This window comes from Salinicola endophyticus (assembly GCF_003206575.1).
GTDB lineage: Bacteria > Pseudomonadota > Gammaproteobacteria > Pseudomonadales > Halomonadaceae > Salinicola > Salinicola endophyticus.
On record NZ_PZJO01000006.1, the window covers coordinates 35,807 to 50,997 of the forward strand.

The following is a 15,191-nucleotide window of genomic DNA, read 5'->3' on the forward strand; positions in this document are numbered from 1 at the left end:
ATTAAGGTTTGCCGATACGGCAAGGATGCCATCGAAACATGATACTTGTGGCATGTTTTTCCCTTCGATAGCTTGATTTTCAGGCTCCCTCTCGAACGGGGGCGCGCGCCGGCGCCGCTGGCTCATCACCCGACGGCAACCCATCACGGCATTCAAGACGGCGGCATCAATAACGACAAACTCCACGACAATCGCATCAAAAACGACAGCATCAACGACGACATCTACAACAAGACGAGGTCGATATGCGCTCCACCACCGTGCTCCAACGCGTGCTGGTCGGCACCACCCTGTGCTGCCTCTCGCTGCCCGCTCTGGCCGGCAAGGCCAACGACACCCTGGTCTACGCCTCCGATACCGAGCCGGAGAACGTCAGCCCCTACCACAACAACGTGCGTGAAGGGGTGATCCTCTCCCACCTGGCCTGGGATACCCTGATCTACCGCGATCCGCAGACCAATCAGTATCAGCCGCAGCTGGCCACCGAGTGGCACTGGGTCGATCCCACCACCCTGGACATGACCCTGCGCCAGGGGGTGACCTTTCAGAACGGTGAGCCGTTCGATGCCGACGACGTGGTGTTCACCTTCAACTACGTGGTCTCGCCCGACTCCAAGGTGGTCACGCGCCAGAACGTCGACTGGATCGAGAGCGTCGAGAAGCGTGGCGACTTCCAGGTGCGCTTCCATCTCAAGCAGCCGTTCCCGGCGGCGCTGGAGTATCTCTCCGGGCCGACGCCGGTCTATCCCGACGAGTACTTCCAGAAGGTCGGCCTGGCGGAGTTCAGTCGCCATCCGATCGGTACCGGCCCCTATCGCATCACCGAGGTGAAACCGGGGGAGGGCGTCAAACTCACGCGTAACCCGGACTACTTCGCCGACAGCCCGCTGGGCCAGCCGCAGATCGGCAACATCGAGTTCAAGGTGATCCCCGATCAGGACTCCCGCGTGGCCCAGCTGATGACCGGGCAGGTCGACTGGATCTGGCGCGTGCCCGCGGATCAGGCCGAGCAGATGCAGGGCATGCCCGGCATCACCGTGGCCAGCGGCGAAACCATGCGGGTCGGTTATCTCTCCTTCGATGCCGCCCGGCGCGAAGCCTCGCCGCTGAGCAAGGTCAAGGTGCGCCAGGCGATCAACTACGCCATCAACCGCCAGGGCATGGCCGACAATCTGGTGCGCGGCGGTAGCCGGCCGCTCTACGCGCCGTGCTTCCCGGCCCAGTTCGGCTGCGAGACCCAGGACGTGGTCAAGTACGACTACGATCCGGACAAGGCGCGCGCGCTGCTCGCCGACGCCGGCTACCCGGACGGCTTCGAGATCGATCTCTACGCCTACCGCGAGCGCGACTACGCCGAGGCGATGATCGGCGACCTGCGCAACGTGGGCATCCGCGCCAATCTGCGCTTCATGACCTCGGCGGCGCTGCTCGATCAGCAGCGCAGTGGCAACACCGACATGTCGTTCAAGACCTGGGGCTCCTACTCGGTCAACGACGCCTCGGCCTTCACCAGCGTCTACTTCGGCGGCGGTGCCGACGATCTGTGGCAGGACCCGCAGGTCGAGGCGTGGCTCAAGACCGCCGATACCTCGGTCGACCCCGAGGTGCGCCGCGAGAACTATCGTCAGGCGCTGGCACGGATCTCCGAGCAGGCCTACTGGGCGCCGCTGTTCTCCTACTCGACCTACTACGCCTACACCTCGGATCTCAACTTCACCCCCTATCCGGACGAGCTGCCGCGCTTCGTCGAGGCGAGCTGGAAGTGATCCGGCTGTCGTGAGGCCGCGCCCCGGTCAGCGCCGGGGCGTTTGAGAGCCGTCGCGACGCGCTGGGTGACGATTGGGGGGCGCAAGGGTCGACGCGAGCGTCGACAGGCGTCAGGAGAGACGGGGAGAGGCGTTTAGCTTATGGGCACATTCATCGTGCGCCGCCTGCTGGTGGCGCTGGGGGTGGCACTGACCATCTCGGTGGTCAGCTTCATGCTGCTGCATCTGTCGGGGGATCTGGCGACTTCGATCGCCGGGCCGGAGGCGACCGCCGAACAGGTCGCGCAGATCCGCGTCGAGTATGGGCTCGACCGGCCGATCGTGAGCCAGTATCTCGACTGGCTGGGCGGGGCGCTGCAGTTCGATTTCGGGCGCTCCTACTACTACCAGAGCACGGTGATCGACCTGATCGTCGAGCGCATGCCGATCACCCTGACCCTGGGCGGCCTGGCGCTGGGGCTGGCGGTGTGCATCTCGATTCCGCTTGGGGTGGTCGCCGCGCTCAAGCGCGACAGCTGGGTCGACCGCCTGGCGCTGCTGTTCGCGGTGGTGGGGCAGGCGATGCCGAGCTTCTGGTTTGGCCTGACCCTGATCGTGGTCTTCGCGGTCACGCTCAAGTGGCTACCGGCGGCGGGCAGCGGGGGGCTGGAGCACTTCATCCTGCCGGCGATCGCGCTCGGCTACTACGCCACCCCGGCGATGATGCGCCTGACCCGCACCGGCATGCTCGAGGTGCTGGAGTCGGACTATATCCGCACCGCCCGTGCCAAGGGGCTCTCGACCACCTCGGTGATCTTCAAGCACGCCCTGCGCAACGCCATCATCCCGGTGGTGGCGCTGGCCGCGGTGGAGCTCGGCTTCATGCTCGGCGGCTCGGTGGTGATCGAGTCGGTGTTCTCCCTCGGTGGGCTGGGGCAGCTTGCCTGGGACGCCATCTCGCGCAACGACTATCCGGTGGTGCAGGCGGTGGTGCTGATCATTGCGCTGTTCTACATCGTGCTGACGCTGCTGGCGGATGTCGCCAACGCGGCGCTCGATCCGCGCATCCGTACCCGCTGAGGAGCTCGCCATGACCGTTTCGACTTCGACGACGTCTCGCCCCTCGCGGGCCCCCGCCGCCGGTGGCCGTGCCCGCGCCCTGGGCGAGCTGCCGCTGCCACGACCGGCCTGGTCGAGGGTGACCCGCAAGATGTTCGGCCACCGTGGCCTGGCGATCGGCCTGGTCTGCGTCGGGCTGGCGGTGCTGGTGGCGCTGTTCGCGCCGCTGCTGGCGCCCCACGACCCGTACTTCCAGGACATTTCCAACCGCATGGTGCCACCGGTATGGCACGACAAGGGCAGCTGGACCCACGTGCTGGGCACCGACAAGCTGGGGCGCGACTATCTCAGCCGACTGATCTACGGCACCCGCATCTCGCTCACCATCGGGCTGGTGGCCGCACTAATCTCGGGGGTGATCGGCACCACCCTGGGGGTGCTCGCCGGCTACTTCGGTGGCCGTGTCGACGCCTTCATCAGCTACATCATCACCACCCGGCTGGCGATGCCGGTGGTGCTGGTGGCGCTGGCGCTGGCCTCGCTCACCGGCGGCTCGCTGACCACCGTGATCGTACTGCTGGGGCTACTGCTGTGGGACCGCTTCGCGGTGGTCTCGCGCTCGGTGACCCAGCAACTGCGCGATGCCGAGTACGTCTATGCCGCGCGCACCCTGGGCTGTTCGCTGCCCTACATCCTGGTGCGCGAAATCCTGCCCAACATCGCCGGGGCGCTGATCGTGGTGATCACCCTGGAGATGGCCCACGCCATCCTGCTCGAAGCGACGCTGTCGTTTCTGGGCATGGGCGTGCAGCCGCCGCTGCCCTCCTGGGGGCTGATGGTCGCCGAGGGCAAGGCCTACATGTTCTTTCAGCCGTGGGTGATCGCGATTCCCGGCGTGGCGCTGTTCGTGCTGGTGCTGGCGATCAACCTGCTGGGTGACGGATTGCGCGACCTCAACGCACCGGGAGGGCGTAACTGATGCCACTGCTCGATGTTCAGGACCTGCGGGTCGATCTGCCGGTGGAAGCCGGCACCCTGCACGCCGTACGCGGTATCGACTTAAGCGTCGAGCGCGGCGAGATGCTGTGCCTGGTGGGGGAGTCCGGCTGCGGCAAGTCGATGACCTCGCTGGCGCTGATGGGGCTGCTGCCAAGGCGTGCCCAGCTCAGCGCCGGGCGCCTCGACTTCGCCGGCGAGTCGCTGACGGCGCTCTCCGAGCGGCGGCGCGGCCAGTTGCGCGGGCGTCGCATGGCGATGATCTTCCAGGAGCCGATGACGGCGCTCAACCCGGCTTACACGCTGGGTAACCAGCTGTGCGAGGCGTTCCTGCGCCACCGTCTGGGCAACCGCCGCCAGGCCCGCGAACGCGCCATCGAACTGCTCGAACGGGTCGGCATCAGCGCCGCCGCCGAGCGTCTGGCGCAGTACCCGCACCAGCTCTCCGGCGGTCTGCGCCAGCGCGTGATGATCGCCATGGCGCTGATGTGCGACCCCGATCTGATCATTGCCGACGAGCCCACCACGGCGCTCGACGTGACCATCCAGGCGCAGATCCTGCGGCTGCTGCGCGATCTGCAGCAGGAGATGGGTACCGCGGTGATCTTCATCACCCACGATCTCGGCGTGGTGGCGCGGATCGCCGATCGCGTGGCGGTGATGTACGCCGGCGAGGTGATCGAGACCGCGCCCACCCAGGCGCTCTATGCCAACCCCAGCCACCCCTATACCCGCGGGCTGTTGAGCTGCATCCCGGCGCCCGGGAAGACGCCACCCGGCAGTCGCCTGCAGGCGATCCCCGGGGTGGTGCCGAGCCTGGTCGGCGAGGTCGAGGGCTGCGCCTACCGCAACCGCTGCCCGCTGGTGCGCGAGGGGGAGGTCGACGCCGCGCGCTGTGAGCGCACGCCCGAGTTGCGCCGCCTCACCGGCGACCACCAGGCGCGCTGCCATTACGCTGAACACCGCGCGGCCACGCGCGTTGCCCAACCGGAGATGAGCCCATGAACGCGCTATCGTCCGCCGGCGCGCTGGCCGATCTGGCTGGCGCCGGCCCTGACACCGATACCGACATCGATACCATGCCAGCGCTCGAGCTGTGCGCACTCTCCAAGCGTTTCACCCTGGGTGGCGGGCTGTTCAAGCGCGGCCGCGCGCTGCAGGCGGTGAGCGAGGTCTCGCTGGCGATCCCGCGTGGCCAGGTGATGGGGCTGGTCGGCGAGTCCGGCTGCGGCAAGAGCACCCTGGCCAAGATGCTGCTGGGGCTGACCACGCCCAGCGCCGGTGAGGTGCGCGTCGACGGCCGCCCGCTGGGGGACGCCGGGCAGAAGGCGCTGGCGCGGCATATCCAGCCGATCTTCCAGGACCCCTACTCGTCGCTCAATCCGCGCAAGCGGGTGGCCGCGATCGTCGAGCTGCCGCTGCGCGTGCATGGCATAGGCACCCCGCGCGAGCGTGCCCGGCGGGTTGCCGAGACGCTCGACCTGGTGGGCCTGCCCAAGCGGGCCGCCGAACAGTTCCCGGGGCAGCTCTCCGGGGGCCAGCGTCAGCGCGTGGCGATCGCCCGGGCGCTGATCATGCGTCCTGACATCGTGATCTGCGACGAGCCCACCTCGGCGCTGGATGTGTCGGTGCAGGCGCAGATTCTCAATCTGCTGCTCGATCTCAAGCAGGAGTTCGGGCTGACCTATCTGTTCATCAGCCACGATCTGGCGGTGGTCGAGCATTTGGTCGACCGGGTGGCGGTGATGTATCTGGGGCGGATCGTCGAGGAGGGCAGTCGCGAGCAGATCTTCGCCGCCCCGCGCCACCCCTACACCCAGGCGCTGCTGGCCTCGGCACTGACGCCGGAGCCCGGGCTGGGGGTGCCGGACATCGGCCTGGGCGACGTCATGCCCGACCCCAGCAACCCGCCCAGCGGCTGTGCCTTTCATCCGCGCTGCCCCAAGGCCCAGGCGCTGTGCCGCGAGACTCGTCCGGCGCTCGTCACCGACACTGCCGGCGCAACTCGCGTCGCCTGTCACTTCGCCTCGGCCTGAGCGGGGCGCAGCAGGGCAGTCGAGGCTCTTTTTTATTCAATGCGAGGACACTGAATGTCACGTCAACAAGCGCTCGCCAGCGTCTACAAGGGATTCGACGAGGGCGAGTTTCGCCGCCAGCTGGCGGCCCGGGTCGCGGTGCGCAGCGACAGCCAGAGCGGCGACGGTAATGCCGAACTCGAGCGCTATCTGACCGAGTGCATCATCCCCGATCTCGAGCGGCTCGGCTTCACCTGGGAGATCGTCGCCAACCCGGAGCCGGGCTATGGCCCACTGCTGCTGGCCGAGCGTCACGAAGCCGATGCGGCCCTGTGCGTACTCACCTATGGCCACGGTGACGTGGTGCGCGGCTATGACGCCCAGTGGCGCGAGGGGCTGTCGCCGTGGCAGGTGACGGTGGAGGGGGAGCGTTGGTACGGCCGTGGCACCGCCGACAACAAGGGCCAGCACAGCGTCAACCTGGCTGCGCTGGCGGCGGTCATCGAAGCGCGTGGCGGGCGCCTGGGCTACACCGTCAAGCTGGTGCTGGAGATGGGTGAAGAGACCGGCTCGCCTGGTCTCAAGGCGATCTGCGAGGCCTACCGGGAACGCCTGGCGGCGGACCTGTTCATCGCCTCCGACGGCCCGCGGCTGGCGGCGGACGCGCCGACCCTGTTCCTCGGCTCCCGCGGCTCGTTCAACTTCGATCTGCGCCTGCATGCCCGCGACGGGGCCCACCACTCGGGCAACTGGGGCGGGGTACTGGCCAATCCCGCCACGCGCCTGGCCAACGCCTGGGCCTCGCTGGTCGATGCCGATGGCCGGATTCTGGTCGCGGGACTGCGCCCGCCGGCCATCCCCGCCGCGGTGAAGCAGGCGCTGGCGGCGCTGGAAGTCGGCACCACCCCAGGCGACCCGGCGCTGGCCGAGGGCTGGGGCGAGCCGGGGCTGACCCCCGCCGAGCGCCTGTTCGCCTGGAACACCCTGGAGCTCCTGGCGTTCAAGGCCGGCAACCCCGAGGCCCCGGCCAACGCCATCCCCGGCGAAGCCTACGCCCACGCCCAGCTGCGCTACGTGGTCGGCAGCGATCAGGAGAATTTCCTGCGGCATCTGCGCCTGCATCTGGATGCCTGCGGTTTCGATGACGTCGAGGTGAGCGCCGCGCGGGTGTCGCAGATGCGTGCGACCCGGCTCGACCCGGACGACCCCTGGGTCGGCTGGGCGCTGGATTCGATCCACGCCTCCAGCGGCAAGACCCCGACGCTGCTGCCCAATCTGGGCGGCTCGCTGCCCAACGATGTCTTCGCCGAGACACTTGAGCTGCCCACCCTGTGGGTGCCGCACTCCTACCCGGCGTGTTCGCAGCACGCCCCCGACGAGCACGCCCTGGCCAGCATCCTGCGTGAGGGGCTGGGCATCATGGCCGGGCTGTGGTGGGATCTGGGCGAACAGGGCGCGAGCGTGCATGCCGCGCGCACGGCCGCCAGGAGAAATGCATGAGCGAGATGACCCACGACACCCGCCTGGCGCTTGCCGAAGACTGGCTGGCGGCGCAGCGCGCGGCGATGGAGACCTGCCTGGAGACGCTGGTCAACATCGACTCCAACAGCTACGACAAGGCCGGCACCGATGCCGTCGCCGACGCCATTGCCGGCTGGTGCGAGGCCGATGGCATCGCGTTCGAACGCACGCCACGTGAGAATGCCGGGGACATTCTCGAAGCGCGCCTGCCGGCTGCCACCGATGGCGCCGGCGGCCACGTGCTGCTGATGGGGCACCGCGACACCGTCTTCCCGCGTGGCACGGTGGCGGAGCGCGGCTACACCCGGCAGGGCGATCTCGCCTATGGCCCCGGGGTCGCCGACATGAAGGCGGGCCTGGTGCTCAATCTCTTCGTGCTGCGGGCGCTGAAGCGTGCCGGCGGGCTGCCGTTCGCGGTGCATGCGCTGTTCACCGCCGACGAGGAGATCGGCTCGCTGGACGGCACGGCGTTCATCCGCGCTGCCGCCGAGGGCGCACGGGCGGTGTTCAACGCCGAACCCGGGCGGATCAGCGGCAACGTGGTGACCGCGCGCAAGGGCGGTGCCGCCTTCCGCATCGAAGTGAGCGGGCGCGCCGCCCATTCGGGGGTGAGCCACCAGGATGGCGCCAGCGCGATCGAGGCGCTGGCGCGCAAGATCGTCAAGCTGCATGCGCTGACCGACTACGCCAGCGGCGTGACCACCAACGTCGGTGTGATCGAGGGTGGCGTGTCGCGCAACACCGTGGCGCCGGCGGCGAGTGCGCAGCTCGACACCCGCTTCGTCGACAACGCTCAGCGCGAGGCGCTGTTCCAGGCCATCGCGGCGATCGTCGCCGAGGAGGAGGTCCCCGGTACTCGGGCCACGCTCACCCAGACCTCTGGCTTCCTGCCGCTGGAGCCGGAGATGAGCGCGGCGCTGTTCGCACGCTACCAGGTCCAGGCGGCACGGCTGGGCTTCGCCGTCGAGGGCGAGTTCACCGGCGGCTGCTCGGATGCCGGCACCACCGCCAGCCTGGGCGTACCCACGCTGTGTGGCACCGGGCCGGTCGGAGCCAAGATGCATACCGACGAGGAGTACTGCCGGCTGGAGACCTGCGTGCCCCGGGCCCAGGCGGTGGCGGCGACGATTCTCGATCTGGCCGCCGAGGTCGAGCGCTGAGCGCGTTTCACGGTCGCACCTCGTGGCCTCGGCTCAGGGGCGCTCGGCGAATCGATCGGTCGCCCGCACCAGCGCGGCCATGATCTCCGGTTCGCTGAAGGCGTGACCTGCCGCCTCGATGATCTCCAGGCTGGCGTCCGGCCACGCCTTGGCCAGCTCCCAGGCGTTCTGGAGCGGACAGATCATGTCGTAGCGGCCGTGGACGATCACCCCGGGAATGCCCGCCAGCCGGTCGGCCTGGGCCAGTAGCTGACCGTCGTACTCGAAGAAGCCCTGGTTGATGAAGTAGTGGTTCTCGATCCGGGCAAAGGCCAGGGCGAAGTGGTCGGCGGCATGGGACGCGCTGGCGTCGATGGGCACCAGTCTCGAGGTCTCGCCCTCCCACACGCTCCAGCGTCGGGCGGCTTCGAGCTGGCGTTCGACATCGTCGCCCATCAGCCGTGTGTGGAAGGCGCGAATGACATCGTCACGCTGCGCCTCGGGCAGGATCTCCACCAGCCGCTCCCACTTCTCGGGGAACATGTGGCGTGTCCCGTGCTTGTAGAACCAGTCCAGCTCCTGCTGGCGCAGGGTGCAGATGCCGCGCAGCACCAGCTCACTGACGCGAGCCGGATGCCGCTCGGCGTAGGCGAGCGCCAGCGTCGACCCCCACGAGCCTCCGAAGACCTGCCAGCGCTCGGCCCCGATCATCTCGCGCAGTCGCTCCATGTCCTCGATCAGATGCCAGGTGGTGTTGTTGTCGAGGCTGGCATGCGGCGTCGAACGGCCACAGCCGCGCTGGTCGAACAGCAGGATGTCGTAGCGCGCGGGGTCGAACAGCTGGCGGTGGATCGGATGGCAGCCGCTGCCCGGGCCGCCGTGGAGGAACACCACCGGCTTGCCGTTCGGGTTGCCGCAACGCTCCCAATAGACCTGGTGGCCGTCACCGGTATCCAGGTGGCCGCTGGCGTAGGGTGCGAGTGCCGGATAGAGCGGGTGGGGTGCGGACATGAGGGATCCTGTTGGCAGAGTGACGCGGTAGTGTCTCGGTATCGTGGTATGCGTGTCATGCCAGCATAAGGGGCGGGCGGACCCAGGGGCCAGAGATCAGAGGCCAGAGACCAGAGACCCCGTGATAGACGCCCGGTGCCGACGTCATACGGCTCTGCTACCATCGTCGACACTTTTCTCGACGGCCGACTCCGCTGCACCGGAGCGCGTCGACGCTCACTTCGTTCTCGATCGAGGGCGGTCGTCGTGGCGACCGCGACAGGTTCCGATGAAATCAAGTTCGCGCAAGACCGGCTTTCGCCACCTGATCCACTCCACCGGTTACTCGCTCAAGGGGCTGGTCGCCGCCTTTCGGAATGAGACCGCCTTCCGCCAGGAGCTGGCGCTGTGTGCGGTCCTGGTGCCGTTCGCCTGGTGGATCGGCAAGGACCCGGTGGAGTGGCTGGTGCTGGTGGGCAGCTGTGTGTTCGTGTTGATCGTCGAGCTGCTCAACAGCGCCGTGGAGACGGTGGTCGACCGTATCGGTCCGGAGCACCACGAGCTTTCCGGGCGGGCCAAGGATATCGGCTCCGCCGCGGTGATGCTGGCGCTGGGCATGGCCGCCACCACCTGGGGTCTGCTGGCGTGGGACAAGTTCGCCGGCTGACGCACGCGGTACTGTTCAGATTTCGCCTAGCCGGGCAGATCCTGGGGCCGGTCGACGTCGCGGCGAACGCCGGGGTCGTCCAGCTCGACCGTCTGCACCGCGTGCTGGCGCCGGGCGAGCACGGCGCGCGCACCTTCGCCGGTCTTTAGCTGGGCCAGCTCCGGCCACCAGTGGCGGCCGAAGATCACCGGATGCCCGCGCTGACCGGCGTAGCAGGGCACCACGATCGCCGTGGCGCTGGCCCGGGCGTTCAACTGCGCACAGCTCGCCGCGCTCAGCCATGGCATGTCGCCGAGGATCACCGCCGCAGCGGTGGCGTCGGGCTCGCCTGTCAGCAACTGACGAAAGGCGTCGCCCAGGCTGGCCCCCAGCCCATGGGCGGCCGCGGGGGCGCTCAGCACCGGCGTGTTCGGCGCCAGGCCCAGCGCGGCGGGCGTTTCGTCCGGGCGCAGCACCACGTAGTGGCGCGGATAGGCCGCGGCCGTTGCAGCCAGGGTGGTGGCGAGCAGGGTGCGGCCGTCGGCCAGCGGCTGGCGGCGCTTGTCACTGCCGAAGCGGCGACCGACCCCGGCCGCCATGATCAGTGCCGCCAGCGTCGGCTCAGAGCGCATCGCGCGCCTTGCCCCGGCGCACCCGCAGCACGTCGGCGACCACCGAGAGGGCGATCTCGGCCGGGGTCTTGCTGTCCAGGTCGAGACCGATCGGCATGTGCAGCCGGGCGATGTCGGCGGCATCGAGCCCGCCGGAGCGGGCCAGACGCTCGGCGCGCTTGTGCGAGGTGCGCTTCGATCCCATGACGCCGATATAGAACGCCGGGGTGCGTACCGCTTCGATCATCGCCAGATCGTCGATCCGCGGATCGTGGGTCAGCGCCACCACCGCGGTGGCGGCGTGGCAGGCGCCGCTGGCGATGAACAACGAGGGCAGTACCGCCTGCACCTCGACCCCGGGAACGGCGAAGTCGCGCCGCGCCTCCTCACGGGGATCGCATACGATCACCTCGAACCCCAGGGCCTGGGCGAACTCGGCGCAGAAGCGCGAGACCGGCGAGATGCCGGCGATGATCAGGCGTAGCGCCGGGCCCAGGCGCAGGCGCAGCTCGTCGCCCTCGCGCGCTACCCGCGGGCCGTTCTCGTCGGCGGTGGTGAAGCGCCGCCGGCCGCTCGGCAGATCGATCACCCGCACCAGCGAGCGCTGGCCGAGCAGGGTCGCGTGCATCACTTCCAACTGGGTCAGGCTCTCGGCATCCGCCGGCAGCCGCTCCACCAGCACGTCGAGCATGCCGCCGCAGGGCAGACTCACCTGGGGTGACTCGTCGGCGCCCTCGCCGTAGCGCACGATCTCCAGCGTGTCGGTGAACTCGCCGGCGGCCACCCGGGCGAGGAAGTCCTCTTCGACGCAGCCGCCGGAGAGCGACCCGACATGGCTGCCGTCGGCCCTGGCCACCAGCAGCGAGCCGGGCTCCCGCGGCGAGGAGCCGAAGGTCGTCAGCACGCTGCAGAGCCATACCGTTTCGCCGGCGTTGGCCCAGCGCAGGGCAGTGTCGAGCACTTGTAGATCGAGGTGTTGCATGCGTTGGGGAATCCTTTCCTGCACTGGCGTCGACGGTGTGATCGACGCCTCCTTGAGACGCGGCGCGGGGCCTGGTCACCGCCGGGGTGGACAGGGCAACGCGCGGCGTGTTGTGGTGCCTAGCTTACACAATAGCCGTGGCGTGGGGGGCGGATGACACGCGCCGCGCACGTGGACTTTTCCTACAAAGCTCAGGCTGATGGCTTACAGAAATAGGTGTAAAAACCTTTTATGATTTCATCGTAGCTAAACACGTATTCGATAATCATCCTGGCGTCGCGGTCAGGCGTCGGTTCATGTCGGCGACCTCGCGGCAGCCAGCGCCAAGGATGGGCGCCAACGTGACAGGCAGCCGGGCCGGGCCCTCGCGGGAGGCTTGGCGGTTGTCGTCTGCGGCCAGACGCGCCCGCCGCGACGATCGGGGAATCGGGGAGCCAGAGGCCATGCTGCATCACCATTCGGCGACCAGAGGGATTGCCACAGACGAGGCCCACGGTGCCCAGGGGGAGATCGACTTCTGCGAACAGGTCGGTCATCTGCTGCGGCGGGCCTATCAGCGCCACACCGCGATTTTTCAGCGCGAGAGCTGTGACGAGCAGCTGACGCCGATCCAGTTCGTGACCCTGAGCAAGCTCGCCGAGCGCGGCCCCAGTGCGCTGAGCGAGCTGGTGCGTGTCACCGGGATCGACCCGGCGACGATCCGTGGTGTGATCAAGCGGCTCAAGGGGCGTGACTGGGTGACGCTGACCTCGGACCCGCGCGACCAGCGCAAGGTGATCGTCGAGCTCACCGGCGCCGGGCGCGAGCTGCTGGCGGCGATGACCCCGCGCGCGCTCAAGGTCTCCGAGGAGACCATGGGCAGCCTCAATCCCGCCGAGCGGGTGGCGCTGATGCATCTGCTGGTCAAGATCAACGCCTGAGTCCTGTCTTTCTGACTGACGCGTGTCGCAACCGTCAGGTGTTCGGCGGCGCTCGAGTGCCGCCGGTGACCTGGGCGCAGAAATCCTCGAAGCGGCCGCTGTAGTAGTGCTCACGCGGCCAGCCGATGCGTGGCAGGTAGAAGAACATCTCCTCCAGCCGCGACTTGATGGTGGCGTGGTTCTTGGTGTCGATGACGAAGACATGCTTGCCGCGGGCGTCGTGGGGGCTTTCCGCCAGCTGGCGCAGGATGAAGCGCACCAGCGAATCCTCCTGCGGCATGCTGTAACCCACCACCACCAGCACGTCGGTCTCGCGCAGTAGCCTCACCGCCTTGGGGAACACCTGGTGGAAGTAGGGTTCGTCGTAGTCCTGCACCTGGGAGGGCAGGATCAGCAGCGGCGGCTCCTGGCGAATCTCGGCGTCGCTGCGCTGGCGATACTCGAAGTCGAATCCCTCCAGGGTGGGCAGGATCTCGAACCCCCCGTTGATCTTGATCACGTTGCGGTCGACCGTGCGCGGCAGGTGCTCCCAGATGGTGCCGCCGCAGATGCGCTGCGGCGTGACCCCGCGATAGAGACGGCCGAAGACCGGCGCCTGCTGGCGGTAGACGCGCTCGAGAATGGTCTCGATGGTGAAGTCGTAGTTGGTGGTGAGGAAGTGGTAGAGCGGCCAGGCGTCGCCCAGCCCGGCGCGGTCGGCGCGATCCTCCAGCGCGGCGAAGAAGTCGGTTATCGCGCGCTGTTCGGGGCTGACTCCGGTGGCGCTGAAGCGCAGCGTGGCGTCGTCGACGTTGTGGATGTCGCAGGCGGCGGTGAAGCGGCGCATCACCAGGGTACGCAGCTCATGGATGCTCAGGCGCAGGTTCTGGTCATCGAAGTAGCGATTGCGGATATCGGGGTAGCGCACCTGCATGTCGAGCACGTAGCGCAGATTCTTGAAGCGCTCGAAGTCGAGATGGCGATAGTCCTCCCAGCCGATCACGTGCATCACGTGCTGCAGGTTGGGGAAGTCGCGGATATCGTCGAGATCGATGGCGAACAGCTCGCCGTCGGTGGGTGAACGCCGATCCCACGCCTTGGAGAAGCCGGCGCCGCACCAGAAGGTCACCACCGGCGGCTTGCGCGGGCCGTTGGCGTCCGCCAGCAGCTCGTCCATCAGCCGGCCGAAGGCCGCCACGGTGTCGGCGTTGTTGATGCCGGTGCTCGCCATGCACGCCTTCCTCCTGTCTGCTCGTGCGGGTCCTGTCTACTGAAGGTAGTGCCCTCTGGCCACGCGAGTGCTCTTCACCCTCTCGGGTCCCGTCTGACTGCGCGAGTCCTTTCCAACCAAGCGCGGGCCAACCGTGCGCGGGTGGCCGCCGGGTCACCCTGCGGGTGCGGTGTCTTCGTCGAGGCCGATATCCACCGCCGGCGCCGACTGCGTCAGCCTTCCCACGGAGATGAAGTCGACGCCGCTTTCGGCAATCTCGCGAATGGTCTCCAGGCGCACGCCGCCGGAGGCCTCGAGCAGGGCGCGTCCGGCGACCTCGCTCACCGCCTGGCGCATCTCGGCCGGCGGCATGTTGTCGAGCATGATCACGTCGGCCCCGGCGTCCAGCGCCTGGGTGACCTGGTCGAGGCGGTCGCACTCGACCTCGATGCGGGTCAGGACTGGCAACTGCGCGCGGGCGCGGGCCACCGCGGCGGCGATACTGCCGCACACCGCGATATGGTTGTCCTTGAGCATCACCCCGCTATCCAGCCCCAGACGATGGTTGCGGCCACCGCCGCAGGCGACCGCGTGCTTCTCCAGCATGCGCAGCCCCGGGGTGGTCTTGCGCGTGTCGACCAGTTGGGCGCCGGTGCCGCTGATCCGCTCGACATAGCGCGCGGTCAGGGTGGCGATCCCGGCCAGATGCTGGATCAGATTGAGCGCGGTGCGCTCCACCGTCAGAATGCTGCGTGCCGGCCCGGCCACGTGCATCAGGGGCGCGCCGGCGTCGACGCGCTCGCCGTCGGCGGCCGCCAGGGTGACCGCGATGCGCGGGTCGTAGCAGGTGAAGGCGCGGGCGGCGGCGGTGACGCCGGCCAGGCGCATCGGTTCGCGCGCGCGCATGACGAAGCGGCCGCTGGCGTCGGCGTCGATCATCAGCGTCGCGGTCAGGTCCAGGTGGCCGATATCCTCCGTCAGAAAGGCGCGCAGCTGGGTCTCCAGGCGCAGGGGGTCGAGTTGCCAGCCGAGGGGCTGGTCGGCCCGCGTCGTGGTCATGCGGTAGTCTCCTTGGGCAGATGCGGCATATCACAAGCTGTCGCCAAGGGTAGCGCACTCGGGGCGGGGGTTTCCGGGTAATATCACGCTTGATTCACTCGACAGACACAATGACAACGAGGAGGCGCGATGCGCGCACGGGGCTGGAAATGGGTGGTCTGGGGATTGGTACTGGCTTGCTACGTGGTGCCCTATGGGCTGCTCAGCGGGGTGCAGGCGTGGTACGGCAGCTTTCTCTTCTGGGTCCTGGTGGGGGTGGCGGTGATCGTCTGCAACGTGATGATGACCCGCGATTTTCATGACGGCCCGGAGGCGTGAG

The 15,191-nt window shown here is 68.3% G+C and carries 15 protein-coding genes; 10 read left to right on the top strand and 5 right to left on the bottom strand.

What is annotated here, in order from left to right; all coding sequences use genetic code 11:
• Positions 1–245 precede the first annotated feature (245 nt).
• The 7 genes from DOM66_RS13700 to DOM66_RS13730 all read left to right on the top strand — a co-directional run bounded on the left by DOM66_RS13700 (position 246) and on the right by DOM66_RS13730 (position 8,496).
• Positions 246–1,766 carry an ABC transporter substrate-binding protein gene (locus tag DOM66_RS13700; RefSeq protein ID WP_110674940.1) on the top strand — a complete coding sequence of 507 codons (1,521 nt, stop codon included), beginning with the start codon at positions 246–248 and terminating at the stop codon, positions 1,764–1,766.
• Between the two features lie 141 nt (positions 1,767–1,907).
• Positions 1,908–2,825, top strand: coding sequence for an ABC transporter permease (locus tag DOM66_RS13705; RefSeq protein WP_106419615.1), 918 nt, complete (start codon positions 1,908–1,910; stop codon positions 2,823–2,825).
• Between the two features lie 10 nt (positions 2,826–2,835).
• Positions 2,836–3,783 carry an ABC transporter permease gene (locus DOM66_RS13710; protein WP_110674939.1) on the top strand — a complete coding sequence of 316 codons (948 nt, stop codon included), beginning with the start codon at positions 2,836–2,838 and terminating at the stop codon, positions 3,781–3,783.
• Positions 3,783–4,805 carry an ABC transporter ATP-binding protein gene (locus tag DOM66_RS13715; RefSeq protein WP_245392443.1) on the top strand — a complete coding sequence of 341 codons (1,023 nt, stop codon included), beginning with the start codon at positions 3,783–3,785 and terminating at the stop codon, positions 4,803–4,805. The genes DOM66_RS13710 and DOM66_RS13715 overlap by 1 nt, the downstream gene beginning before the upstream one ends.
• A complete protein-coding gene (locus DOM66_RS13720) occupies positions 4,802–5,836 on the top strand; it encodes an ABC transporter ATP-binding protein (protein ID WP_110690575.1) in 1,035 nt (344 codons plus the stop codon). The genes DOM66_RS13715 and DOM66_RS13720 overlap by 4 nt, the downstream gene beginning before the upstream one ends.
• 54 nt (positions 5,837–5,890) lie before the next feature.
• Positions 5,891–7,315 carry a M20 family metallopeptidase gene (locus DOM66_RS13725; RefSeq protein ID WP_110690576.1) on the top strand — a complete coding sequence of 475 codons (1,425 nt, stop codon included), beginning with the start codon at positions 5,891–5,893 and terminating at the stop codon, positions 7,313–7,315.
• Positions 7,312–8,496, top strand: a complete 1,185-nt coding sequence (locus DOM66_RS13730; RefSeq protein WP_245392444.1) for a M20 family metallopeptidase — start codon at positions 7,312–7,314, stop codon at positions 8,494–8,496. Before DOM66_RS13725 ends, DOM66_RS13730 begins: the two co-directional genes overlap by 4 nt.
• Positions 8,497–8,529: 33 nt before the next feature.
• On the opposite strand, the gene pip is transcribed toward DOM66_RS13730, so the two are convergent.
• Entirely contained in the window at positions 8,530–9,486 is a 957-nt protein-coding gene (gene pip, locus DOM66_RS13735; RefSeq protein ID WP_110690577.1) for a prolyl aminopeptidase, read from the bottom strand.
• 268 nt (positions 9,487–9,754) lie between these two features.
• Between pip and DOM66_RS13740 the strand changes: the two genes are divergently transcribed.
• Positions 9,755–10,132, top strand: coding sequence for a diacylglycerol kinase (locus DOM66_RS13740; protein ID WP_110674935.1), 378 nt, complete (start codon positions 9,755–9,757; stop codon positions 10,130–10,132).
• A 26-nt stretch (positions 10,133–10,158) separates the two neighbouring features.
• Here DOM66_RS13740 and DOM66_RS13745 read toward each other — a convergent pair whose 3' ends face one another.
• A complete protein-coding gene (locus DOM66_RS13745) occupies positions 10,159–10,743 on the bottom strand; it encodes a nucleotidyltransferase family protein (RefSeq protein WP_110690578.1) in 585 nt (194 codons plus the stop codon).
• A complete protein-coding gene (locus DOM66_RS13750; protein ID WP_110690579.1) occupies positions 10,733–11,704 on the bottom strand; it encodes an XdhC family protein in 972 nt (323 codons plus the stop codon). Before DOM66_RS13750 ends, DOM66_RS13745 begins: the two co-directional genes overlap by 11 nt.
• Before the next feature lie 443 nt (positions 11,705–12,147).
• On the opposite strand from DOM66_RS13750, the gene DOM66_RS13755 reads away from it, so the two are divergent.
• Positions 12,148–12,624: a MarR family winged helix-turn-helix transcriptional regulator gene (locus DOM66_RS13755; protein WP_110674932.1), complete on the top strand. Its 477-nt coding sequence runs from the start codon at positions 12,148–12,150 to the stop codon at positions 12,622–12,624.
• 34 nt (positions 12,625–12,658) lie between these two features.
• Here the strand turns inward: DOM66_RS13755 and DOM66_RS13760 are convergent, their stop codons facing one another.
• Together DOM66_RS13760 and nadC are read right to left on the bottom strand one after the other, a co-directional pair.
• Positions 12,659–13,834 carry an SIR2 family protein gene (locus tag DOM66_RS13760; RefSeq protein ID WP_110674931.1) on the bottom strand — a complete coding sequence of 392 codons (1,176 nt, stop codon included), beginning with the start codon at positions 13,832–13,834 and terminating at the stop codon, positions 12,659–12,661.
• 153 nt (positions 13,835–13,987) lie between these two features.
• Positions 13,988–14,872, bottom strand: coding sequence for a carboxylating nicotinate-nucleotide diphosphorylase (gene nadC / locus DOM66_RS13765; protein ID WP_110674930.1), 885 nt, complete (start codon positions 14,870–14,872; stop codon positions 13,988–13,990).
• 129 nt (positions 14,873–15,001) lie between these two features.
• Here nadC and DOM66_RS13770 point away from each other — a divergent pair, with 129 nt between their 5' ends.
• On the top strand, positions 15,002–15,190 hold the full coding sequence (locus DOM66_RS13770; RefSeq protein WP_110674929.1) for a hypothetical protein: 189 nt from the start codon (positions 15,002–15,004) through the stop codon (positions 15,188–15,190).
• Position 15,191: the final 1 nt, after the last annotated feature.